At 53.5% G+C, this 22,288-nt stretch carries 22 protein-coding genes; 13 read left to right on the top strand and 9 right to left on the bottom strand.

The window, feature by feature from the left end:
- Positions 1 to 2: 2 nt before the first annotated feature.
- Entirely contained in the window at positions 3 to 722 is a 720-nt protein-coding gene (locus A6A26_RS22530; RefSeq protein ID WP_063881244.1) for a MurR/RpiR family transcriptional regulator, read from the bottom strand.
- A 164-nt stretch (positions 723 to 886) separates the two neighbouring features.
- Between A6A26_RS22530 and A6A26_RS22525 the strand changes: the two genes are divergently transcribed.
- Positions 887 to 1,540 (top strand): PAQR family membrane homeostasis protein TrhA, encoded by a 654-nt coding sequence (locus tag A6A26_RS22525; protein ID WP_063880807.1) that lies wholly within the window; start codon positions 887 to 889, stop codon positions 1,538 to 1,540.
- A gap of 35 nt (positions 1,541 to 1,575) precedes the next feature.
- On the opposite strand, the gene ygfZ is transcribed toward A6A26_RS22525, so the two are convergent.
- Entirely contained in the window at positions 1,576 to 2,562 is a 987-nt protein-coding gene (gene ygfZ, locus A6A26_RS22520; RefSeq protein ID WP_063880806.1) for a tRNA-modifying protein YgfZ, read from the bottom strand.
- 224 nt (positions 2,563 to 2,786) lie between these two features.
- Here ygfZ and sdhE point away from each other — a divergent pair, with 224 nt between their 5' ends.
- Together sdhE and A6A26_RS22510 are read left to right on the top strand one after the other, a co-directional pair.
- Positions 2,787 to 3,053 (top strand): FAD assembly factor SdhE, encoded by a 267-nt coding sequence (sdhE, locus tag A6A26_RS22515; protein WP_063880805.1) that lies wholly within the window; start codon positions 2,787 to 2,789, stop codon positions 3,051 to 3,053.
- Complete coding sequence (locus A6A26_RS22510; RefSeq protein WP_063880804.1) at positions 3,028 to 3,432, top strand: protein YgfX; 405 nt, start codon at positions 3,028 to 3,030, stop codon at positions 3,430 to 3,432. Before sdhE ends, A6A26_RS22510 begins: the two co-directional genes overlap by 26 nt.
- A gap of 307 nt (positions 3,433 to 3,739) precedes the next feature.
- Here A6A26_RS22510 and fldB read toward each other — a convergent pair whose 3' ends face one another.
- A complete protein-coding gene (gene fldB, locus A6A26_RS22505; RefSeq protein WP_063880803.1) occupies positions 3,740 to 4,258 on the bottom strand; it encodes a flavodoxin FldB in 519 nt (172 codons plus the stop codon).
- Positions 4,259 to 4,360: 102 nt separating this feature from the next.
- On the opposite strand from fldB, the gene xerD reads away from it, so the two are divergent.
- The 6 genes from xerD to A6A26_RS22480 all read left to right on the top strand — a co-directional run bounded on the left by xerD (position 4,361) and on the right by A6A26_RS22480 (position 11,196).
- Complete coding sequence (xerD, locus tag A6A26_RS22500) at positions 4,361 to 5,254, top strand: site-specific tyrosine recombinase XerD (protein WP_063880802.1); 894 nt, start codon at positions 4,361 to 4,363, stop codon at positions 5,252 to 5,254.
- A gap of 22 nt (positions 5,255 to 5,276) precedes the next feature.
- A complete protein-coding gene (gene dsbC / locus A6A26_RS22495) occupies positions 5,277 to 5,990 on the top strand; it encodes a bifunctional protein-disulfide isomerase/oxidoreductase DsbC (RefSeq protein ID WP_063880801.1) in 714 nt (237 codons plus the stop codon).
- A gap of 3 nt (positions 5,991 to 5,993) precedes the next feature.
- Positions 5,994 to 7,733 carry a single-stranded-DNA-specific exonuclease RecJ gene (recJ, locus tag A6A26_RS22490; RefSeq protein WP_063880800.1) on the top strand — a complete coding sequence of 580 codons (1,740 nt, stop codon included), beginning with the start codon at positions 5,994 to 5,996 and terminating at the stop codon, positions 7,731 to 7,733.
- Positions 7,734 to 7,936: 203 nt separating this feature from the next.
- Positions 7,937 to 9,035, top strand: a protein-coding gene (gene prfB / locus A6A26_RS25035) for a peptide chain release factor 2 (RefSeq protein ID WP_096011771.1) whose coding sequence is annotated in 2 segments (ribosomal slippage) — positions 7,937 to 8,011 and positions 8,013 to 9,035 — 1,098 coding nt in all. Because the reading frame shifts where the segments join, the coding sequence is not laid out codon by codon here.
- 9 nt (positions 9,036 to 9,044) lie between these two features.
- Positions 9,045 to 10,565, top strand: a complete 1,521-nt coding sequence (gene lysS / locus A6A26_RS22485; RefSeq protein WP_063880799.1) for a lysine--tRNA ligase — start codon at positions 9,045 to 9,047, stop codon at positions 10,563 to 10,565.
- A gap of 136 nt (positions 10,566 to 10,701) precedes the next feature.
- A complete protein-coding gene (locus A6A26_RS22480) occupies positions 10,702 to 11,196 on the top strand; it encodes a cupin domain-containing protein (protein WP_063880798.1) in 495 nt (164 codons plus the stop codon).
- Here A6A26_RS22480 and A6A26_RS22475 read toward each other — a convergent pair.
- On the bottom strand, positions 11,193 to 11,819 hold the full coding sequence (locus A6A26_RS22475; RefSeq protein ID WP_063880797.1) for a hypothetical protein: 627 nt from the start codon (positions 11,817 to 11,819) through the stop codon (positions 11,193 to 11,195). The genes A6A26_RS22480 and A6A26_RS22475 overlap by 4 nt on opposite strands.
- 367 nt (positions 11,820 to 12,186) lie before the next feature.
- Between A6A26_RS22475 and A6A26_RS22470 the strand changes: the two genes are divergently transcribed.
- Positions 12,187 to 13,350, top strand: a complete 1,164-nt coding sequence (locus A6A26_RS22470) for an MFS transporter (RefSeq protein WP_063880796.1) — start codon at positions 12,187 to 12,189, stop codon at positions 13,348 to 13,350.
- Here the strand turns inward: A6A26_RS22470 and A6A26_RS22465 are convergent.
- Complete coding sequence (locus tag A6A26_RS22465) at positions 13,347 to 14,267, bottom strand: LysR family transcriptional regulator (RefSeq protein ID WP_063880795.1); 921 nt, start codon at positions 14,265 to 14,267, stop codon at positions 13,347 to 13,349. The two genes, A6A26_RS22470 and A6A26_RS22465, sit on opposite strands and share 4 nt — an antisense overlap.
- A 102-nt stretch (positions 14,268 to 14,369) precedes the next feature.
- Here A6A26_RS22465 and lysA point away from each other — a divergent pair, with 102 nt between their 5' ends.
- The gene (gene lysA, locus A6A26_RS22460; RefSeq protein WP_063880794.1) at positions 14,370 to 15,620 is read left to right on the top strand and encodes a diaminopimelate decarboxylase; all 1,251 of its coding nucleotides are present in this window, start codon (positions 14,370 to 14,372) and stop codon (positions 15,618 to 15,620) included.
- A gap of 88 nt (positions 15,621 to 15,708) precedes the next feature.
- Here the strand turns inward: lysA and A6A26_RS22455 are convergent, their stop codons facing one another.
- The 4 genes from A6A26_RS22455 to mutH form a co-directional block, all read right to left on the bottom strand.
- Complete coding sequence (locus tag A6A26_RS22455) at positions 15,709 to 16,749, bottom strand: NADP(H)-dependent aldo-keto reductase (protein WP_063880793.1); 1,041 nt, start codon at positions 16,747 to 16,749, stop codon at positions 15,709 to 15,711.
- A gap of 139 nt (positions 16,750 to 16,888) precedes the next feature.
- Entirely contained in the window at positions 16,889 to 17,107 is a 219-nt protein-coding gene (locus tag A6A26_RS22450) for a YgdI/YgdR family lipoprotein (RefSeq protein ID WP_063880792.1), read from the bottom strand.
- Positions 17,108 to 17,225: 118 nt separating this feature from the next.
- A complete protein-coding gene (locus A6A26_RS22445; RefSeq protein ID WP_063880791.1) occupies positions 17,226 to 17,936 on the bottom strand; it encodes a TerC family protein in 711 nt (236 codons plus the stop codon).
- 100 nt (positions 17,937 to 18,036) lie between these two features.
- Positions 18,037 to 18,714 (bottom strand): DNA mismatch repair endonuclease MutH, encoded by a 678-nt coding sequence (mutH, locus tag A6A26_RS22440; RefSeq protein WP_063880790.1) that lies wholly within the window; start codon positions 18,712 to 18,714, stop codon positions 18,037 to 18,039.
- 686 nt (positions 18,715 to 19,400) lie between these two features.
- Here mutH and rppH point away from each other — a divergent pair.
- The gene (gene rppH, locus A6A26_RS22435) at positions 19,401 to 19,928 is read left to right on the top strand and encodes an RNA pyrophosphohydrolase (RefSeq protein WP_013026988.1); all 528 of its coding nucleotides are present in this window, start codon (positions 19,401 to 19,403) and stop codon (positions 19,926 to 19,928) included.
- Positions 19,929 to 19,940: 12 nt separating this feature from the next.
- Positions 19,941 to 22,187, top strand: a complete 2,247-nt coding sequence (gene ptsP / locus A6A26_RS22430; RefSeq protein WP_063880789.1) for a phosphoenolpyruvate--protein phosphotransferase — start codon at positions 19,941 to 19,943, stop codon at positions 22,185 to 22,187.
- The last annotated feature ends 101 nt before the right edge of the window (positions 22,188 to 22,288 follow it).

Genomic DNA, 22,288 nt, shown 5'->3' with positions numbered 1-22,288 from the left:
TTTTATTTACCCAGTTTTCGACCCAGAGACTCAATAATATACATGACCGGGACCTGAGTCGTAATATCGCTGTGGTCTGCCATTCGTATCACAGGTACATGATAAGACACCGTAAAGTCGCTCATTTTTGCCAGTGAGCAGGTTTCACTATTGGTGATGGCAATGATTTTACACTTATTCAGGCTGAACTGACTGGCGATACGCAGCACTTCTTCCGTTTCGCCGGAAACAGAAAGGATAATAGCCAGGGCGTTTTCATATAAGCTCGGACTCACCGGATAATAGGGGTCGTCAATGGCATGGCTGAACTTACCGACGTTCGAAAAAAAGCGCGCCCCATATTTTCCCAGGCTTCCCGATGTTCCCACGCCAATAAAAAACACCCGCTCAGCCAGATTGATCATCTCTGCCGCCTGACGCATGACCTGCTCAAACTCATCGTTGTTGATGCTTTTAAAGAAACTCAGCATATCCGCGACGCCCGAGACCGGCAGCACAGGGGCCGTTTGCTCCTGCGCCAGACGCAGCCGGATACGAAATTCTGACCAGCCTTCACACTGCATTTTGCGACAAAAACGCAATACGGTGGTGGTCGACACCGCTGCCTGCTCGGCCAGATCGCGGATGGTCATGTAACTGACACTGTCGCGATGTTTGATGATGTACTGATAAACCTGCATTTCAAGATCGTTCAGGGTGGCAAGATCGTGATGCGAGAACATGGAAAAACTCATCAGGCAATTGACTAGCCAGCATTTTACCAGAAATCGCGCAGGGGTTGACCGCAATAATTATTTTAAGCTTACACTTGTACACTGAAACTTTTTCTGGGTACTCTGTTGCACGATAAAGCTGCAGTTGTTATCACTTTTCAGGCAGGAATGTTATGACTCACAAAAGTTTACCGACGCAGGGTTATCCACTGGCAGAGGAAATTGCCAACAGTATCAGTCACGGGCTCGGTTGCCTGTTTGGGATTGTAGGATTAGTGCTGTTGCTTGATAAGGCAATGGCGATGAACGCTGGAATAACCACTATCGTCAGTTCCAGCCTGTACGGCGGCAGCATGATCCTGCTGTTTCTGGCCTCAACGCTTTACCATGCTGTCAGCCATCCGCGTGCTAAGCGCGTGCTGAAAAAAGTTGACCACTGCGCTATCTACTTGTTGATTGCAGGCACTTACACGCCGTTCCTGATGGTGGGGTTACAGTCGCCTCTGGCCTATGGATTAATGGCGGTCATCTGGGGCCTGGCGCTGTTAGGGATTCTTTTTAAGCTGACTATCGCCGATCGCTTTAAGGTGCTGTCCCTGGTTACTTATCTTTGCATGGGATGGCTTTCGCTGATTGTGGTTTATCAGTTGGCGATGAAACTGTCGGCTGGCGGGATCTGGCTGCTGGCGTTGGGCGGCATTATCTATTCCGTGGGCGTGATTTTTTACGTCGCGCGTCGGGTGCCCTTTAATCATGCTATCTGGCACGGTTTTGTCTTAGGCGGCTGTATTTGCCATTTCTGCGCCATCTACTTCTACGTCATGTAAAGAAAAAAGGGCGGGAGAAGATCCCGCCCCTGAACTCAGCCTTCTTCCAGCGAGTAAGGCAAGGGCTGAATCTGCAGCTTACCGCCTTCATCGCCTTCAACACGTAGTACGCTGTCCGGCTCCAGATCGTTGTTCATCACGACCTGCACCCAGGTCACGCCATCGTCCAGCTGGACCGCCGCAAGAACGGTGCCCGTGCGACGCCAGCGCTCGCCCATCTGCAGCTCAAGCGAGTCGTTAGCGGTGGGCAGGTGACTGGCCTGGCCTGACAGCCAGTAGAGCGCACGTTTATTCGCGCCGCGATACTTGGCCCTTGCCACCATTTCCTGGCCGGTGTAACAGCCTTTTTTAAAGCTAATTGCGTCCAGTGCCTGCATGTTTGCAGCCTGGGGAATAAACTGCGCGCTGGTGGCCGCGTCGATGACCGGAATACCGGCTTCGATATCTAACGCCAGCCACTGTGTGCTGTCATTGAACTGCGCATCCTCCGCCAGCCTCTGTTTCAGCGCTTCTGCCTGTGAAAGCGACGTGACCAGCAGAAAACGTTCTGCAGGATGTTCAAACCACAACAGCGTTGTATCGCCCTGCTGTACTACGGGAGTTGAGTGGTCGGGCAGCGTGTCAAAGACATTCGCCAGCGCGGCACGCGCCTGGAAACCGGCGACGCCCAGCAAAACGACATCGTCATCCGCCGCCAGGGTGACTTTAGAAAAAACGGCATATTTTTTCAGCTCAGGCAACTGCGTGTCTCGCAGCTCGCGACGCACCAAATAGGCATAGCCCTCACCACGATGAAACAGACGCAGGTTGCTCCACATCTTGCCCTTAGCATCACAGTGGGCGGCAGGCAGATGGTGAGCCGCATCCAGCGCTGCCACATCCAGAGTCAACTGGCCCTGCAAATAAGGCGTGCTGTCGGGGCCGACGACGGAAACCAGTGCCCAGGCATCCAGAGAGATTAACGTTAACGGCAGGCGTGACGAGGCTGCGGGCTGACGTGGGGGAAGCGTAAATGTTGGCATCGATAAATCCTGAGTATGAAGGTTCATCCGGAACAATGTCTTCAATGTTAAAAGAGCACACTGGCAATGCAACCTGTTTACTGAAAAGGGCGCACAAAACGCGTACTGAGGCGTTAAAAAAACCTGACTCTGTGGCGCGTTGCACAGGGTTGCGTTGTGAGCCTGCAGTCAGCATTAATCCAGGGTACACTAGCGGCCACGATGTGAAATGTGGAAACTGTTGCATGGATATTGATGATAAATCACGAATTCACTGGGCCTGCCGTCGTGGCATGCTGGAGCTGGATATCGCTATTATGCCGTTCTTTAAGTACGAATATGACACGCTCAACGACACGGATAAGCAAGTGTTTATCGCCCTGCTGAAAAGTGACGATCCCGATCTTTTCAACTGGTTGATGAACCATGGCGAACCGGGCGATCCTGAACTTAATCGTATGGTTAAACTTATCCAGCAGCGCAATCGTGAACGCGGACCGGTGGCGATGTAACCTTCATCCCTCCTGGCACGCACGCACGACCTTAACCCTGGCGCTGTTAATGACTATAGCAGGCGTCGGGATAATGGAACTGCCTGCGGCAGAGTGGATGATTAAGCCTGTCCTGGTCGCCGTAGTGCTGTGGGAAGGGTGGCGACAGGATCGCCGTTTACGCCAACGGCAGGGCTGGTTACAGCGCGACAACAACCGCGACTGGCGCTGGCAAGGTGACAGCTGGCAAACGCACCAGCCGTTGTACTGGTTACCCGGCGCGGTCTTACTGGTCCTGCGCAACGGCAAAGGCAAGACTTTACGGCTCTGGCTGATGCAGGACAACATGCAGCCAGAGGAATGGCGCGCGTTACGGGCTCGCTGTTTCAGTGACACCTGACGCGCTGAACAAGGCTTCCAGAGCCATGTTTTCAGAACACGCTTCCCAGAACACTTTTTGCAGAACAACGTTTCCTGAACAATGTTTCCTGAATAAGGTTTCCAGAATAACGCGCCCGGGACAGGGCTTTCAGAACACGGCTTTAAAGCACGGTTTTCAAAACATGTCTTTTAAAACATGACCTTCAAAACAATAATTTCTGGATAACCCTGTCTGAAGAAGGTGAATTAACAGCGGCTTCTTAGCCCCCGTTTCTGAACGGCGGTTTTTTAACACCGCTTTCTGGACAAGGGCTGCAGAACAGAGGTTACAGCCGGTCGGCAGTCTCGGTCAGAATCTGTTCGCACCACTGTTCGACGCGCTCATCCGTCGCTTCAAACTGATTAACATCGTCCAGCGCCAGCCCGACAAACTGTTTGCCATCAGCGCTCAGCGGTTTGGGGCTGGTGAATTCATAGCCGTCCAGTGGCCAGTAGCCGACAAACTGCACGCCCATTGGCTGTAGCAGCTCATGCAGCATGCCCAAAGCATCCAAAAACCACTCGCCATAGCCAATCTGGTCGCCCATGCCGTACAGTGCCACTATCTTGTTATGCAAATTGAGAGTGGGTAACTGAGGCCAGATTGCCTCCCAGTCCTCCTGTAATTCACCAAAATCCCAGGTAGGAATGCCCAAAATCAACAGATCATACTCTTCCATCAGACGCGGATCGTCATCTTTCACGTTGTGCAACGTCACTAACTCGTCACCAATAAAATCCCGAATTTTCTCCGCTACGATTTCGGTGTAACAGGTACTGGAACCGTAAAAAAGACCTATTTTCATGCAGATAGTGCTCTGTTAATCCTGACTTTGGCGTAATTGTATCAGAAGCAGGGTTGAATCAGGCATAATGAGCACGATTTCATACTGAACGGTGGGGAAAACGTGCAAGATAGTGAACTGACAGAACAGTTTCTTGATGCGCTATGGATTGAGCGCAATCTGGCGCAAAATACCCTGTCTTCCTATCGACAGGATCTGCAAACCCTCACTGGCTGGCTGGTGCATAACGGTTTGACGCTCACGACGCTGACTGCGCCCGATCTGCAACAGTTTCTCGCGGAGCGGCTTGAGGGCGGCTATAAAGCCTCCAGCTCTGCACGCCTGCTCAGCGCCATGCGCCGCCTGTTTCAGTACCTCTACCGCGAAAAGATTCGATCTGACGATCCCAGCGCGATGCTGGCAGCCCCCAAACTGCCCCAGCGGTTGCCAAAAGATCTGAGCGAGGCGCAGGTAGATCGCCTGCTGCAGGCGCCGGATGTCAATGTGCCGCTTGAACTGCGCGATAAAGCCATGCTGGAATTATTATACGCCACCGGCTTGCGTGTCTCAGAACTGGTGGGACTGACCCTGAATGATGTCAGCCTGCGTCAGGGCGTGGTGCGGGTGATCGGTAAAGGCAATAAAGAACGCCTGGTGCCATTAGGTGAAGAGGCGGTTTACTGGCTGGAATATTATATGGAGCACGGGCGGCCATGGCTGCTCAATGGGCAGACGCTGGACGTGTTCTTTCCCAGTAACCGTGCCCAGCAGATGACGCGACAAACCTTCTGGCATCGTATCAAGCATTACGCCACGCTGGCGGGCATCGACAGCGAAAAGCTTTCACCGCACGTGCTGCGCCATGCTTTCGCCACGCATCTGCTGAACCACGGGGCTGACTTACGTGTCGTACAGATGTTACTGGGGCACAGCGACCTCTCAACGACACAGATTTATACTCATGTCGCCACGGAACGTCTGCGACTGTTACATCAACAGCATCATCCGCGCGCATAACCGACGGATAGTAAGGAAAACAATGAACAAACATGTTGCCATGCTGGCGCTTCTTGCCAGCGCCTTTTCCGGATTGACCCACGCTGATGACAGCGCCATTCAGCTTTCCCTGAAAAAACTGGGTTTGCACCAGACTGAGATTCAACCTTCACCCCTGCCGGGTTTTAAAACCGTGCTCACCGAAAGTGGCGTGCTGTACGTTACCGATGATGGTAAACACATGATCCAGGGGCCGCTTTATGATGTCAGCGGCACTCAGCCGGTCAACGTCACGAATGCGCTGCTGGATAAGAAAGTTGAGGCGCTGGTCCCGGAAATGATCGTGTATAAAGCGCCAAAAGAGCAGCATGTGGTGACGGTGTTTACGGATATCACCTGCGGCTACTGCCACAAACTGCATGAGCAAATGGCGGACTATAACGCGCTGGGCATCACCGTTCGCTATCTGGCTTTCCCCCGTGAAGGCATGAACGGCAAAGTCGCCAGCGCCATGAAGGCCGTCTGGTGCAGCGCCGATCGCAACAAAGCCTTTGATGAGGCGATGAAAGGCGATGTGCCGAAGATGGATGCGCCAGCCTCATGCAATATCGATATCGGCAAGCAGTACCAACTGGGTGTGCTGTTCGGCATTCAGGGTACGCCAGCTATTCTGACCGATAGCGGAATGATGATCCCAGGCTATCAAAGCCCACAGGAACTCAAGCAGGTACTGGATAATCAAAAGCGTGGTGGTTAAGGCGTGGTAAAGCACGAAGTCGAACTACGTCGCCGTGAGGCGGTGGCCGATCAGCTGGCGTTACCGGCTGATTTACCGCCACTCCTGCGTCGGCTTTATCTGCAACGCGGCGTTACCGATGCCGCCGAGCTGGAAAGAGGCGCGAAAAACCTGCTGCCTTTCAGCGCATTAAGCGGCATAGACAAGGCCGTGAGTTTGCTTCATCAGGCTCTGCTGGATGGCCGTTGCATCATGGTTGTGGGCGATTTTGATGCCGACGGTGCCACCAGTACCGCGCTGACGGTGCTGGCACTGCGCAGCATGGGATACAGCAACGTGCAGTATCTGGTGCCCAACCGTTTTGAAGATGGCTACGGTCTGAGTCCGGAAGTGGTGGAGCAGGCCAGAGCGCGCGGTGCCGAGATGATTTTGACCGTGGATAACGGTATCTCCTCCCACGCCGGTGTGCAGGTGGCGCATCAGCACGGCATTGCGGTGCTGGTCACCGACCACCACTTGCCGGGCGAAACGCTGCCGGATGCTGATGCCATTGTGAATCCCAACCTGCCGGATTGTGATTTTCCCTCTCGCTCGTTAGCGGGCGTTGGCGTTGCCTTTTATCTGATGATGGCCCTGCGCGCGCATCTGCGAACTCAGGGCTGGTTTGGGGCTACGCGAGCGGAACCTAATCTGGCGGACCTGTTGGATCTGGTGGCGCTGGGCACGGTGGCGGATGTGGTGCCGCTGGATGCGAATAACCGCATCTTAGTGTGGCAGGGCCTGAGCCGCATCCGGGCTGGCAAATGCCGACCGGGAATTAAAGCCCTGCTGGAAATCGCCAACCGCGATGCCCGCCAGTTGGCCGCCAGCGACCTGGGTTTTGCGCTGGGTCCGCGGCTTAATGCTGCCGGACGCCTGGATGATATGTCTGTTGGCGTGGCGCTGTTACTGACCGACGATCTCAGCCAGTCACGCATGTTAGCCAGTGAACTGGATGCGCTTAACCAGATGCGCAAAGAGATAGAGCAGGGCATGCAGAGCGAGGCGCTGGCGTTATGCCAAAAGCTGGAGAGCGAGCAAAGCGATCTGCCGCTGGGGCTGGCCTTTTATCACCCCGAATGGCATCAGGGCGTGGTCGGCATTCTGGCTTCCCGCCTGAAAGAGCGCTTCCATCGCCCGGTCATTGCCTTTGCACCTGCCGGTGACGGCATGTTGAAAGGATCGGGACGATCGATTGCGGGTTTGCATCTGCGCGACGCGCTGGAACGTCTTGATACGTTGCATCCCGGCCTGATGCAGAAGTTTGGCGGCCATGCTATGGCAGCGGGACTGTCGCTGGAAGCGACGCGCTACGAGGAATTTCGGCAGCGCTTTGCCGACCTGGTGGGCGAATGGCTTGCCGGAGAAGCGTTACAGGGCGTTATCTGGTCGGATGGCGCGTTACAGCCCGCCGAGTTTTCAATTCAGACGGCGGAAATGCTGCGCGATGCCGGTCCCTGGGGCCAGTCCTTTCCTGAACCGGCTTTCGACGGCAAGTTCAGGCTACTGCAGCAGCGCCTGGTCGGTGAACGTCACCTGAAGCTGATGGTTGAGCCGCTGGAAGGCGGGCCGCTGATTGACGGTATCGCGTTCAACGTGGATACCACGCGGTGGCCTGACAGCAGCGTGCGTCAGGTTGAACTCGCGTACCGGCTTGATATCAATGAGTACCGCGGTAACCGGTCGGTGCAACTGATTGTTGAACACCTCTGGCCGCTCAGCTAGCCGGGCAGGCGGGTTGCGCGGCACTGTTCCCCCTGTCGTCATGATTACCATCGTCACGCCCGTTTCGGCTTAGCCAGTCCATCTGACTGAGCCGAAAGATTAAGACCTGCGCATTTTCTCAACGCTACAAACTGCCGTCGGTTTCGGGTAAACTCGCAGGCTGAATTTCTTATTCCATCGAACGTAAAAAAGACGCTAAACACATGTTTGAAATTAACCCGGTCAAATACCGTATTCAGGACCTCAGCGAGCGCAGCGACGTTCTTCGGGGGTATCTTTGACTACGATGCCAAGAAAGAACGCCTTGAAGAAGTAAACGCAGAACTGGAACAGCCCGACGTCTGGAACGAACCGGAACGTGCTCAGGCGCTGGGTAAAGAGCGCTCCTCGCTGGAAGCCATCGTTAATACGCTCGATCAGATGAACCAGGGGCTGGAAGATGTGCAGGGGCTGCTTGACCTGGCGGTAGAAGCTGACGATGAAGAAACCTTCAACGAAGCCGTGGCTGAACTGGACGTGCTGGAAGGTAAACTCGGTGAACTTGAGTTTCGTCGTATGTTTTCCGGCGAGTATGACAGCGCCGACTGCTACATTGATCTGCAGGCCGGTTCCGGTGGAACAGAAGCGCAGGACTGGGCCAGCATGCTGATGCGCATGTATCTGCGTTGGGCAGAGGCGAGAGGGTTCAAGACTGAAATTATTGAAGAGTCAGAAGGTGAAGTGGCAGGCATCAAGTCCGTCACTATTCGCGTCTCTGGCGATTATGCATTTGGCTGGCTGCGCACCGAAACCGGCGTACATCGCCTGGTACGTAAGAGTCCATTTGACTCCGGTGGTCGCCGCCATACCTCCTTTAGCTCAGCGTTTATCTATCCGGAAGTGGATGACGATATTGATATCGACATCAATCCGGCCGACCTGCGTATTGACGTTTACCGCGCCTCCGGTGCCGGTGGTCAGCACGTTAACCGTACGGAATCGGCGGTGCGTATTACCCACGTTCCAACCGGTACGGTAACCCAGTGTCAAAACGATCGCTCTCAGCACAAAAACAAAGATCAGGCGATGAAGCAGATGAAGGCGAAGCTGTACGAGCTTGAGATGCAGAAAAAAAATGCCGAGAAGCAGATGCTGGAAGACAATAAGTCTGACATCGGCTGGGGCAGCCAGATCCGTTCTTACGTTTTGGATGACTCACGTATTAAAGATCTGCGTACCGGCGTGGAAACGCGTAACACGCAGGCGGTGCTGGATGGCGATCTGGACCGATTCATTGAAGCAAGTTTAAAAGCAGGGCTATAAGGAACCGACATGTCTGAACAACAACCGCAGAGCGCTGACGTTGCACTTGAGTTAAATAACGAACTGAAAACGCGTCGCGAGAAACTGAGCGTGCTGCGTGAAAACGGCGTGGCGTTTCCTAACGATTTCCGTCGTGATACCACCTCCGATCGGCTGCATGCCAGCTATGACGAGAAGAGTAACGAAGAACTGGAAGACTTAGGCATTGAGGTCAGCGTGGCTGGCCGCATGATGACGCGCCGTATTATGGGCAAAGCTTCTTTTATTACTCTGCAGGACGTGGGCGGCCGCATTCAGCTGTATGTGGCGCGTGACGATCTGGCCGAAGGCATCTACAACGAGCAGTTCAAAAAGTGGGACCTGGGCGATATCCTCGGTGCGCGCGGCAAACTGTTCAAAACCAAAACCGGCGAGCTGTCGATCCACTGCTCAGAGCTGCGCTTGTTAACCAAAGCCTTGCGCCCGCTGCCCGACAAATTCCACGGTCTGGCCGATCAGGAAACGCGCTACCGTCAGCGTTATCTTGATCTGATTGCCAACGATGACTCACGTAACACCTTCAAAATCCGTTCACAGATCATGGCCGGCATTCGCCAGTTCATGGTTGGACGCGACTTTATGGAAGTGGAAACGCCGATGATGCAGGTGATCCCGGGCGGCGCATCGGCGCGTCCGTTTATCACGCATCATAATGCGCTGGATATTGATATGTATCTGCGTATTGCGCCAGAGCTGTACCTGAAACGTCTGGTCGTGGGCGGTTTTGATCGCGTATTCGAGATCAACCGTAACTTCCGCAACGAGGGCATTTCGCCACGTCATAACCCAGAGTTCACCATGATGGAACTCTATATGGCTTATGCGGATTACAAAGACCTGATTGAACTGACCGAAAGCCTGTTCCGTACCCTGGCGCAGGACGTGTTAGGCAGCACCGTTGTGCCTTACGGTGAACAGGAATTCGACTTCGGTAAGCCGTTTGAAAAACTCACCATGCGTGAGGCGATCAAGAAATACCGTCCGGAAACTGATTTGGCCGATCTGGAGGATTTCGACAAAGCGGTAGCCATTGCCCAGTCCTTGCATATTAAGGTTGAGAAAAGCTGGGGCTTAGGCCGCGTAGTGACGGAAATCTTTGAAGAAACCGCTGAAGCGCACCTGATTCAGCCAACCTTTATCACTGAATATCCGGCTGAAGTCTCTCCGCTGGCTCGTCGTAACGACGAGAATCCTGAAATCACTGACCGCTTCGAGTTCTTTATCGGCGGACGTGAAATCGGTAACGGCTTTTCTGAGCTTAACGATGCGCAGGATCAGGCAGAGCGTTTCCTGCAGCAGGTTAATGCGAAAGATGCGGGCGATGATGAAGCGATGTTTTATGACGAAGATTACGTCACCGCGCTGGAACATGGTTTACCGCCAACGGCTGGGTTAGGCATTGGTATTGACCGCATGGTTATGCTGTTTACCAACAGCCATACCATCCGTGACGTTATCCTGTTCCCGGCGTTGCGCCCTGGCTCAAAGTAATTATCAGCTGCTGGTTAAAGGCCGGGTGATTCCGGCCTTTTTCATTTCTGCTGCCCGCCACGCCTCACAATGTGCATCGACTTGAGTAATCTCACCTCGTCTGCCAGGCTGACAATCTCAACCTGGAGCGATCATCATGAAGCAACGTCCTGACTGCATTCTTCACTGGCAAGCGCTGGAAGGCGAAGACAACGAACATTATTCCGATAGCGATGAGCTGATGTCCATTGGTACACCTCTGGCAAAACTGTCGGGCTTAACCCGGCTCGGCATCCATCATGAAAGGCTACGACCCGGACGACGCATGTCTTATCCTCATGCAGAGAGTGCAGAAGAAGAGTTTATCTACGTGCTGGAAGGCAATCCCCACGCCTGGATCAATGGCGAACTCTACCCGTTGTCACCGGGCGATGCAGTGGCTTTTCCGGCCGGCACCGGTATTTGCCACACCTTTATTAATAACAGTGACGCCGACGCGCGCTTTCTGGTGGTCGGCGAGGTCAGCAAGCCGGAGAATCGCATTACTTATCCGCTCAACCGCGACTACGAGGCAACGCGCAAAGACAGATGGCTTAACCCACCGCAGCAGCAGATGGGCACGCATCCCGGACTGCCGGATGAAAAATCCTAAGATTTCACAGCATCATCCAGCCAGGTCTGAAAACGGGCGTAGGGCACATACAGCGCCACATCTTTATACAAGGTTTTACCACTATGGTTATCGTTGATGCGCTGACTGTAGCCGATAATCACGCCAGCCAGGGTGTCATCAGAGGCGTTATAAACTGCGCCGCCTGACATGCCCTTAACCACGCCTGCATTGGCAGCCACGACCACGCAGTTTGCTTTATTCCAGTCATTGGCTAACGTCGTGTTCACCAGGTTTTTGCCTGTTGAGCTCACGGGCATGGCGGAGATGAAGCTGTAACCATAAAGATTCACCTGGTCGCCGATATGGCTGTTACGGAATGATGGGGGCAGGTTGGCTTCGCTGTTTTTGTGGTACACGACCGCAAGATCGCATTCCGGATGCCAGGCTTTCACACGGTAAAGCGAATATTTCGCCACGTGGGCCGCCGTAAGGCTGTAGTTCGGGGTTAACGGAATGGTGGTACCCAGTGTGCCCACACCCAGCACGGTTGGAATGCCGGTCACGGTCATATCAACGCGTTTCTCAGCTTCTCTGCTGTATTCATAATGACCGACTGAGCAGCCCGTAAGACTGATTACCATTAAAACGATAAGCCGTTGCATTTTCTCTCTCCGCGTCAGTAGGACTGCATTTCATCTGGCGATTCATAAGAGCTATATCGGCAACGCTAATACTTTATTGATAACTAAAATCGGTATTAGCAAAAAAACGGCTACTTCGCTGGCAACCTTTCTCAACGTCTGGTGCGTAAAGCAGTATTTCTTTCTCTAACAGTATGTTTAATAAGCGTAGTTGGAGTGTGTGTCAATTATTGCCATTTACGCAATAGATTGTTGTTGTTATGTGAGTATCAGATGACAGGCAGCTATGCTGTAATACACAGTGTGATGTAGATCATAAATTATAGCTCGTTCATAACATTGCGTGAGTCACCTGTCACGCAGCAATTATCATTTTTGGGAGAGTGTTATGCCTGTTGCATTGCTGGCATTGGCGCTGAGTGCGTTCGCCATCGGAACCACTGAGTTTGTGATCATGGGCCTGCTGCCGGAAGTCGCAAACGATTTGCGTGTGACCATTCCGTCAGCTGGTTGGTTAATTAGCGGTTATGCATTAGGCGTGGCAATCGGTGCGCCAGTCATGGCGCTGTTAACGGCGAAATTGCCGCGTAAGAAAACGCTAATCCTGTTGATGGTGATTTTTATCATCGGCAATCTGCTGTGTGCGCTGGCTTACAGTTATAACTTACTGATGCTGGCACGTGTGGTGACTGCGCTCTGTCACGGTGCCTTCTTTGGGATAGGGTCGGTGGTTGCAGCCAGTCTGGTTTCCGCCGATCGTCAGGCTTCAGCCGTCGCGTTGATGTTCACTGGTCTCACATTGGCAAACGTCTTAGGCGTGCCGCTGGGAACCTGGTTTGGTCAGCTGTTTGGCTGGCGCGCCACGTTCTGGGGCGTTTCGGCTATCGGCGTGCTGGCATTTATCGCGTTGATCACCAGTCTGCCGGGGAATAAAAACGAGAAGCCGGTCAATCTGGCAAGCGAAATCAGCGCGCTGGCAAATGGCAAACTGTGGCTGTCATTGCTGATGACGGTATGTTTCGCCGCCGCCATGTTTGCACTGTTCAGCTACATTGCGCCGTTGCTGTTGCAGGTTACCGGCATTGGCGATCGTGGCGTGAGCTGGACGTTGTTCCTGATTGGCGCGGGCCTGACCGTGGGCAATATTCTGGGGGGCAAAATGGCCGACCGTAAAGTCTCCCTGAGCCTGATCGGCAGTTTTTCGCTGATTACGCTGTTCTCACTGCTGTTTAGCTGGACCAGCCATGCGCTGTGGCTGGCGGAAATCACATTATTCCTGTGGGCGATGGCAACCTTTGCAACGGTTCCCGGCCTGCAGATCAATGTTGTGCGCCACGGTAAAGAAGCCCCCAATCTGGTTTCAACCCTGAATATTTCCGCTTTTAACGTGGGCAATGCGCTGGGCGCGTGGGTCGGTGGTGCAGTGATCGCGCGCGGCTATGGACTGACGGCGGTGCCGGTTGCCGCTGCTGGCCTGGCGGCGATTGGGCTGATCGTTTGCCTGATCACCTTCCGCAAGTCAGGCGGTACGGCGGCCCGGGTGCATGCTTAAGCGAGTTTGCTCGCAATCTGCTCTGGAAAACGGGCCACCTGTTGCTGCAGATGGCTCACAAACGCCTCCACCAGGGCCGATGCTGGCCGATGTTGCGGCCTGACCAGGCTGATAGTAAAAGGCACGGCGACGCTAAAAGGGCGCATGACCACACCGCTGTCGGCATAATCTAATGCCGTCAGCGGATTCACCACCGAGATCCCTACACCGGCCTGCACCATGGCGCAGACGGACGCTGCACTGTGGGTTTCCATCACCATCCTGCGCGTCACGCCCTGTTCATGAAACAGCGCGTCGAGCAACTGACGATAGCTGTCCGTGCGTGACAGACTGACATAGTTCTCACCGGCAAAATCCTGCGGCGTCAGCACGCTGTGCTGTGCCAGTCGATGCTGCTGCGGCAACACGCACACTTCATCGCAGGTCAGTAGCGCCTGTCGAACGGTCCCGGCGGGGGCATGCTGCGTTTCCGTAAGCCCCAGATCATAACGCTGTGCCGACAGCCACTCTTCCAGTAGCGGTGATTCCTGCGGAATAATATTCAGACTGACATCGGGATAACGCTGCAAAAAAGTCTGACAGACAGGCGGCAGCAGTGACTGGGAAAAGACCGGCAGGCAGGCGATGGACAGTTCGCCCTGGCGAAACTGGCGCAATCCTTCTGCCGCATCGATGATGCGATCCAGCCCATACCACGAGCGCTGTACCTCTTCGAACAGACGTAATCCCTGTACCGTGGGTTGTAAGCGGCCGCGCACGCGTTCAAACAACTTCAGACTCAGCTGCCGTTCAAGGCGCGCCAGTTCACGGCTGACGGTGGGCTGCGAGGTTTGCAGCAGCGTTGCAGCCTGAGTGAGGTTCCCACTGGTCATAACGGCATGAAAAATCTCGATATGCCGCCAGTTGATGTTTGCCATGGGCTATTCCATATCATTTTTGCATAGATGCTATTAAAACAGATATTTTTCGGCATGGCACGATTCTGGCTTAATGGCTTTATTGCCACAGGAGAAAATTTCATGCCTCGTCCACTCAATACGACTGAATCTGCCCTCAACGTTGACCATTTATTGCCGCTAGCGCGCCAGTATAACGGTCCATTCTGGGCCTATGATGCGCAGATTATTCAACAGCGCATTGCCCAACTGCACGCCTTCGACGTGGTGCGTTTTGCGCAAAAAGCCTGTTCTAACACGCACATTCTGCGCCTGATGCATGCTGCGGGAGTAAAAGTCGATTCAGTTTCCCTGGGCGAGATTGAGCGTGCGCTGGTGGCGGGCTTTAAGCCCAACAGCGATGAAATCGTCTTTACCGCTGATGTTCTGGATAACGCCACGTTGGCCAGGATAGCTGAACTCAAGGTGCCGGTGAATGCCGGCTCCGTCGACATGCTGCATCAACTGGGTGCCGTGTCTCCCGGACACGCGGTCTGGCTGCGTATCAATCCGGGTTTTGGTCACGGCCACAGCCAAAAAACCAATACCGGCGGCGAAAACAGTAAACACGGTATCTGGCCCAGCGATCTGCCTGCTGCACAGGCCGCCATTGAACAATATGGACTGCGCCTCATCGGTATTCATATGCATATCGGTTCAGGCGTGGACTATGCGCACCTGCAGCAGGTCTGCGATGCGATGGTCGATCTGGTGGTGCAATTTGGTCAGGATATTGAGGCTATCTCTGCCGGCGGCGGTCTGTCTGTTCCCTATCACTATGGGGAAGACGCGATCGATACCGAACACTATTTTGGCCTGTGGGATGCCGCACGTCAGCGCGTAGCTGAACATCTGGGCCATGCCGTGAAGCTGGAAATTGAACCTGGCCGTTTCCTGGTCGCAGAGTCAGGTGTGCTGGTTTCGCAGGTTCGGGCGGTAAAAGAGATGGGCAGCCGTCACTTTGTGCTGGTGGATGCAGGCTTCAGTGATTTGATGCGCCCATCCATGTACGGCAGCTATCACCATATCTCTCTGATGGCAGGTGATAACCGGACTATCAACGAGCAAACGACGATCGATAGCGTGGTCGCGGGGCCTCTGTGCGAGTCAGGCGATGTCTTTACCCAGCTTGAAGGTGGCAAGGTGGAAACCCGGGCGATTCCAGCCGCTAAAGTCGGTGATTACCTGGTGTTTCATGATACCGGCGCTTACGGCGCGTCGATGTCTTCCAACTACAACAGCCGTCCGCTGATTCCTGAGATCCTGTTCGAAAACGGCGAGCCGCGGGAAATTCGTCGCGCACAGCGCATTGAGGAACTGCTGGCGCTGGAATGAGCCTAATGCGCGCAGTCAGGCTGTCGGGAAAGGGAAAGACGATGGCCGATATACGCCAGCCGCGCAACAGCACGGCTGGCAGTACATATCAAGGTGCAGGATAGGTATAACGGCGATGGATCGCTTCAAGCGCTTCCAGAACCTCATTGCTGAGGGTCAGGTTGGCGCTGTCAATATTGATCTGTAACTGGTCCAGCGTGGTCGCGCCCAGCAGGGTGCTGGAAACAAAGGGTTGCTGACGGACAAAAGCCAGTGCCATTTGTGAAGGATCAAGCTGATGCTGTTGAGCCAGCGCCACATATTCCGCCACCGCCAGTTGCGACTGCTCACCGCTGTAACGCGTAAAACGGCTAAACAGGGTATTGCGCGCGCCAGCAGGTTGCGCACCGTTAAGGTATTTTCCGCTCAGCGTACCAAAGGCCAGGCATGAATAGGCCAGCAGTTCCACGCCTTCATGTTGACTGATTTCTGCCAGGCCCACTTCAAAACTGCGATTCAGCAGGCTGTAGGGATTTTGAATAGAGACGATACGCGGTAGCTCGTGCTTTTCAGCCAGTTGCAGGTAACGCATTACGCCCCACGGCGTTTCATTCGATACGCCGATATAACGAATTTTGCCTGCCCGTACCTGCTCGGCCAGCGCTTCCAGCGTTTCTAACAAGGTGACAGGCACGCTGTTCTCACTGTATTGATAGCCGAGCTTGCCAAAGAAGTTGGTTTGGCGCTGCGGCCAGTGCAGCTGATACAGGTCAATGTAGTCGGTATTGAGGCGCTTCAGGCTGGCGTCCAGCGCTTCGCGAATATTTTTGCGATCCAGCGCCATGTTAGGGCGAATCGATGCATCGTTGCCGCGCGTCGGCCCGGCGACTTTACTGGCGAGAATGATTTTATCCCGGCTGCCGGTCTTTTTTAACCAGCTACCAATATACTTTTCGGTCAACCCCTGGGTTTCGGGACGCGGCGGTACCGGATACATCTCGGCGGTATCAATCAGGTTAATGCCCGAACTGACAGCTAAATCCAGTTGAGCGTGGGCGTCGGCTTCGCTGTTTTGCTCACCAAACGTCATGGTGCCCAATCCAAGCTGGCTGACTTCCAGCGTGCTATGGGGGATACGGTGATAATGCATTGCCGGCTTCCTTTTCTGTAGGGATAAGTATTCTGTCTTCAGGGACTATAGCGCGAGGCGTAGCGGGTAACAAAGGGGAACAACAAAGAGAAGTAGCCTGCCGACGAGGGGAGTGGCGACAGGCTGATACGTTTCGCATCTAGCGTTCAATAATGGTCGAGACTTCATCACTGTTAATCTGCACGGTATGGCCCGACTGATCGGTGTACTGCACCAGCCCCGTTTCTTTATCAATACTCGGTTTGCCTTCGGTCATAATCATACGGCCATCTTTTGTTGCCATGACATAATTGGAACTACATCCCGCTAATGTCACCGCAGCAACGGCCAGTAATACAATTTTAATCAGCCCTTTCATTATGCTTATCCTCACGAATCGTCCATAGCAAAAAGTGTAGTAATAAATCCTTTTACCGATTGGGTTAATCGTATCAATCTGAAAATAACGGGGCGGCGCGGGGCCGCCCTTGACAACGCTAGCTCACTTTTTTCTTACTGCGCATAAGGTTAAGGCACTCAACGGCCATTGAGAAGAACATGGCAAAATAAATGTAACCTTTTGGTACATGCACGGCGAAACTTTCCAGAATCAGGGTGAAACCCACCAAAATCAGGAACGAAAGTGCCAGCATTTTTACCGACGGATGGCGATCAACGAACTCGCCAATAGTGCGGGCAGCAAACATCATCATGAGCACGGCAATGACGACCGCCGCCATCATAATAAACAGATGATCAGAGAGGCCCACGGCCGTAATCACCGAGTCGAGACTAAAAATGATGTCGAGCAACATGATTTGGACAATCGCCCCAAAGAACGAGTTAACGTTGCTCTTGTGCTCGGTTTCCTCGCCTTCAATGGTTTCATGAATCTCCATGCTGGATTTCCACAGCAAAAATAATCCCCCAAACAGGAGGATCAGATCGCGTGCTGAAAAAGCATGATCCATCAGCGTGAAAAGCGGGTTGGTGAGTTTAGCGACCCAGGCAATGGAGGCCAGTAAACCCAGACGCATGAGCATGGCACCCATCAAACCGATACGACGTGCGCGGGCTTGCTGGTGTTTGGGAAGTTTCGCCACCACTAGCGACAGAAAGATAATGTTATCAATGCCCAGCACCACTTCCAGAATGGTCAGGGTACCCAGCGCCAGCCAGGCGTTGGGATCGTAAATCCAATCGAACATACCTGCACTCATATCCTAAACGAAAATTAAACAAAGATTATACGCACCAAATTTGTCTAACTCACCTTTAAATACAGTATCGGACATGAGAACGCCGTCGTCAGACCAGGAAATGACGCGCCAGTAAGGGGCCGGTAAAGCTTTTCTTGAGATAAAAACCACGTGGCAGCGTCATGATCGGCTGTCCGCGATCGCCAATCCCTTCGGTTAACGCTTTGCTGTTGGCCGCTTTCGGGCGAATCTGCAGCCAGGCACCATGACGGGCGGTAATACGTTCCACCTTGCCCAGTACGATCATATCCATTAACTCTTCCCAGTCCTGACGCAGCATTTCATCTTCCTGCGCGTCAGGGCTCCACAGCAGCGGCGCGCCAACCCGGCGTTCAGCTAAGGGGATTTCACGCTCGCCCTCTACCGGGACCCACAGGACGCGCGCCAGCTTATGGCGAACATGGCTGTTTTGCCACGTCACACCGCTGTTACCGGTGAGTGGCGCGACGCACACAAACGTGGTTTCCAGCGGCTTGCCATAGCGATCGACAGGGATCGTTTTTAGTTCTATCCCCAGATGGGCAAAATCCTGTTCTGCTTTACTGCCCGCGCTGGCACCTAAGTGTAATTCCAGCAGCATACCTACCCAGCCTTTGTCCCGTTTAAGGTTGGCAGGCATCGGAATGCCCGCCTGTTCAGCCAGGGTTTGCAGCGTTAAACCCGCCAGCGTCTGCGCGCGTGACAGCAACGTTGCCTCATCTTCAGGTTGCCCGGGAAGGAATGTCATGTGAATAACTCATAATGATTAATAATTAAGCAGCCTGCAGCAACCTAAGGTTTTCCACAGGAAAGAACGCGGTATAACTCACATAATAACATGAAACATAGTACTTTTTTTTGAAGTGAAATTTGCCTGCTCTCACTAATGTAGCAGGTTATCCCAACTTGCTATCAACAATGAACAGGATCTCAGGCCCAGTTATCCACAGAAAAATGGGATAACCCTGGCTGGAACGGCCTACTGGTTCCATTTACAGCCTTGACTTTGCCAGTTTTTGACAAGAATTGGCCGTTTTGATGCAAGCTTAAGCCGATTGCTGTGGATAAAAAGCGTTGTGGTGGATCTTTAGCCAATTGTCAGCGTGAAGGATTTGTCCGGTGGATTTTCAGTGGGTAAAAAGCGGGTTCTGCAAAAAAATTATCTTACATTTCAATTGAAAAAGACAATCTGGTTTTGAGCCTCCTCCGAAGTATCCTGAGATGTTATTCAGTTAACTCCCGCGTTCTGCACAAAGCTATCCACAGAAAACGTGAATAAGATCGCTCTTTTTAGTGTCCTTTGTTTATAACTTCGCATTAGTCTGTGAGTTATCCCAGTATTACGCCTGTAACCGCCCGCAAATCCAGTGGTTTACCGCCTGTAAGGAGTGTGAAACAATCAGACCATTCAATTTTAGCTTTTGAGGTAGTCCGGTGATCGATGATGATGGCTACCGCCCGAATGTTGGTATCGTAATTTGTAACAGGCAGGGGCAAGTGTTATGGGCCAGGCGCTTTGGACAGCACTCCTGGCAATTTCCTCAGGGAGGCATCAATCCCGGTGAAACCGCAGAACAGGCAATGTATCGCGAACTGTTCGAAGAAGTCGGGTTACACCGCAAAGATGTTCGAATACTTGCTTCTACCCGTAACTGGCTACGCTACAAGTTGCCAAAACGTTTGGTGCGTTGGGACACAAAACCGGTTTGTATTGGTCAGAAACAAAAGTGGTTTCTTCTGCAGTTGATGTGTAATGACGCAGATATTAATGTGCAACACAGCAGCACGCCGGAATTCGACGGCTGGCGGTGGGTAAGTTTTTGGTATCCGGTACGTCAGGTTGTTTCTTTTAAGCGCGATGTTTATCGTCGGGTTATGAAAGAATTTGCTGGCGTTGTCATGTCCATGCAGGAGAGTGCGGTGCAGCGAAATCATCCTGCCCATCGACGTAAAAGAGGATAGGCCACGCCCTTTATGCTCACTCAGTTGCGAGAAATTGTTGAAAAGGTGGCGAGTGCGCCACGTCTGAATGAAGCACTCGACATTCTGGTTAATGAGATCTGCCTGGCGATGGAAACGGAAGTTTGTTCCGTCTACCTCGCCGATCACGAACGTCGCTGTTATTACCTGATGGCCACACGCGGCCTGAAAAAACCGCGTGGCTTAACGGTCAAGCTGGCGTTTGATGAAGGTATTGTGGGCCTGGTGGGGCGACTTGCCGAGCCAATTAACCTTGCCGATGCGCAGAGCCATCCCAGCTATAAGTACATCCCTTCTGTAAAGGAAGAGCGCTATCGCTCTTTCCTTGGCGTGCCTATTATCAGCCGCCGTCAGCTCATGGGCGTGTTGGTGGTTCAGCAGCGTGAACATCGACAGTTTGATGAAAGCGAGGAGTCGTTTCTCGTTACCTTAGCCACGCAGCTGGCAGCGCTACTGTCTCAATCGCAGTTGAGTCAGTTGTTCGGTCAGTATCGTCTGGCGCGCATTCGGGCCATTGCTGCCGCGCCAGGTGTCGCTGTCGCTCCGGGATGGGTGGATGAAACCCAGCCGCTGCTTGATCAGGTTTCTGCCGCCTCGACGCTGGATCAGCAACGTGAACGCGAACGTTTATCGCTGGCGATGAGTGAAGCCGCCAATGAATTTCGTCGCTTCAGCAAACGCTTTACCGCCAGCGCGCAGAAAGAGAGCGCGGCGATCTTCGACCTCTACTCACACCTGTTAACTGACGCACGGTTGAAAAAAGATCTCTTTGCTGAGATCGAACGCGGATCGGTCGCCGAGTGGGCGGTCAAAACCGTGATTGAAAAGTTTGCCGCCCAGTTTGCCAGCCTGACGGACAGCTACCTGAAAGAGCGCGCAGGCGATCTGCGGGTGCTGGGGCAGCGCTTGCTGTTTCACCTCGATGATTCTCTGGTGGGCGTCAACGCCTGGCCTGAGCGTTTCGTCCTGGTGGCGGATGAACTGACGGCGACAACGCTGGCGGAAATTCCCCACGAGCGGCTGGCGGGGATTGTGGTCCGCGACGGCGCGGCAAACTCCCACGCGGCCATTTTAACCCGCGCGATGGGGATTCCGACCGTCATGGGCGCGGACATTCAGCCCAGTCAGTTAAACAAACGTCTGCTGATTGTCGATGGCTATCGCGGCGAACTGCTGATCGATCCTGAACCGGTGCTGGTGCAGGAGTACCAACGGTTAATCAGTGAAGAAAATGCCCTCAGTAAAATGGCTGAAGGCGGCGTGGACAGGCCTGGTGAACTGAGAAGCGGTCAGCGCGTGCAGGTCATGCTCAATGCGGGGTTAAGCCCGGAGCATGAGCAGACGCTGGGCAGTTGGGTTGACGGTATTGGCCTTTATCGCACTGAAATTCCCTTTATGCTGCAGAGCGGCTTCCCGTCCGAAGAAGAGCAGGTTGCTCAGTATCAGGGCATGTTACAACTGTTCCATGAAAAACCGGTTACGCTGCGCACGCTGGATATCGGGGCAGACAAACAGTTGCCGTACATGCCGATTAGTGAAGAGAACCCTTGCCTGGGCTGGCGGGGCATTCGTCTCACGCTCGACCAACCCGAGATTTTTATGGTGCAGGTGCGCGCCATGCTGCGTGCTAACGCCGCGTCAGGCAATCTGAGCATTTTACTGCCGATGATTAGCCATATCGATGAGATCGACGAGGCCAAACGCCTTATTCAACGCGCCGGCACGGAAGTGGAAGAGATGCTCGGCTATGCGATTCCGAAGCCGCGCATCGGGATTATGATTGAAGTGCCTTCCATGCTGTTTATGATCCCGCATCTGGCCTCACGCGTCGATTTTGTGTCTGTCGGGACCAATGACCTGACCCAGTATTTACTGGCGGTGGATCGCAACAATACGCGCGTGGCGAATCTGTATGATTCACTGCATCCGGCGATGCTGCGCGCGCTGCAGGCCATTTCCATTGAAGCCCATTTGGCGAATCTGGAATTATGCTTGTGTGGTGAAATGGCGGGCGATCCGATGTGTGTGGCGCTCTTGATAGGGATGGGATATCACCATCTCAGCATGAACGGCAAGAATGTCTCGCGCGTAAAATATCTGCTGCGCCATCTGGATTACGAAGAAGTGCAGAAACTCAGTACCCAGGCGCTCAAAGCTTACTCGGCGTCAGATGTGCGTCAGCTGGTGTCGGCGTTTATGGAAGAGCGCGGTCTGGGCGGCCTGATTCGGGGTGGGCGTTAACCCAGGTTACATTTCTGCGGCTACTCAGAAAACTGGCTGTGCTATCATGCCCAGCCCTAATTTATGTGCATCACGTCCCCTTTTCAGGGCTGAAAATATAC

The organism is Pantoea sp. OXWO6B1, assembly GCF_001641135.1.
GTDB classification, from domain to species: Bacteria; Pseudomonadota; Gammaproteobacteria; order Enterobacterales; family Enterobacteriaceae; genus Pantoea; species Pantoea allii.
This window is presented reverse-complemented; position numbering and strand designations above follow the sequence as displayed.

Excerpts from the sequence above, each read along its gene's own strand:
- A6A26_RS22530 (WP_063881244.1), bottom strand. The coding sequence starts at position 722 with ATGTTCTCGCATCACGATCTTGCCACCCTGAACGATCTTGAAATGCAG.
- A6A26_RS22525 (WP_063880807.1), top strand. The coding sequence starts at position 887 with ATGACTCACAAAAGTTTACCGACGCAGGGTTATCCACTGGCAGAGGAA.
- ygfZ (WP_063880806.1), bottom strand. The coding sequence starts at position 2,562 with ATGCCAACATTTACGCTTCCCCCACGTCAGCCCGCAGCCTCGTCACGC.
- sdhE (WP_063880805.1), top strand. The coding sequence starts at position 2,787 with ATGGATATTGATGATAAATCACGAATTCACTGGGCCTGCCGTCGTGGC.
- fldB (WP_063880803.1), bottom strand. The coding sequence starts at position 4,258 with ATGAAAATAGGTCTTTTTTACGGTTCCAGTACCTGTTACACCGAAATC.
- dsbC (WP_063880801.1), top strand. The coding sequence starts at position 5,277 with ATGAACAAACATGTTGCCATGCTGGCGCTTCTTGCCAGCGCCTTTTCC.
- lysS (WP_063880799.1), top strand. The coding sequence starts at position 9,045 with ATGTCTGAACAACAACCGCAGAGCGCTGACGTTGCACTTGAGTTAAAT.
- A6A26_RS22480 (WP_063880798.1), top strand. The coding sequence starts at position 10,702 with ATGAAGCAACGTCCTGACTGCATTCTTCACTGGCAAGCGCTGGAAGGC.
- A6A26_RS22475 (WP_063880797.1), bottom strand. The coding sequence starts at position 11,819 with ATGCAACGGCTTATCGTTTTAATGGTAATCAGTCTTACGGGCTGCTCA.
- A6A26_RS22470 (WP_063880796.1), top strand. The coding sequence starts at position 12,187 with ATGCCTGTTGCATTGCTGGCATTGGCGCTGAGTGCGTTCGCCATCGGA.
- A6A26_RS22465 (WP_063880795.1), bottom strand. The coding sequence starts at position 14,267 with ATGGCAAACATCAACTGGCGGCATATCGAGATTTTTCATGCCGTTATG.
- lysA (WP_063880794.1), top strand. The coding sequence starts at position 14,370 with ATGCCTCGTCCACTCAATACGACTGAATCTGCCCTCAACGTTGACCAT.
- A6A26_RS22455 (WP_063880793.1), bottom strand. The coding sequence starts at position 16,749 with ATGCATTATCACCGTATCCCCCATAGCACGCTGGAAGTCAGCCAGCTT.
- A6A26_RS22450 (WP_063880792.1), bottom strand. The coding sequence starts at position 17,107 with ATGAAAGGGCTGATTAAAATTGTATTACTGGCCGTTGCTGCGGTGACA.
- A6A26_RS22445 (WP_063880791.1), bottom strand. The coding sequence starts at position 17,936 with ATGTTCGATTGGATTTACGATCCCAACGCCTGGCTGGCGCTGGGTACC.
- mutH (WP_063880790.1), bottom strand. The coding sequence starts at position 18,714 with ATGACATTCCTTCCCGGGCAACCTGAAGATGAGGCAACGTTGCTGTCA.
- ptsP (WP_063880789.1), top strand. The coding sequence starts at position 19,941 with ATGCTCACTCAGTTGCGAGAAATTGTTGAAAAGGTGGCGAGTGCGCCA.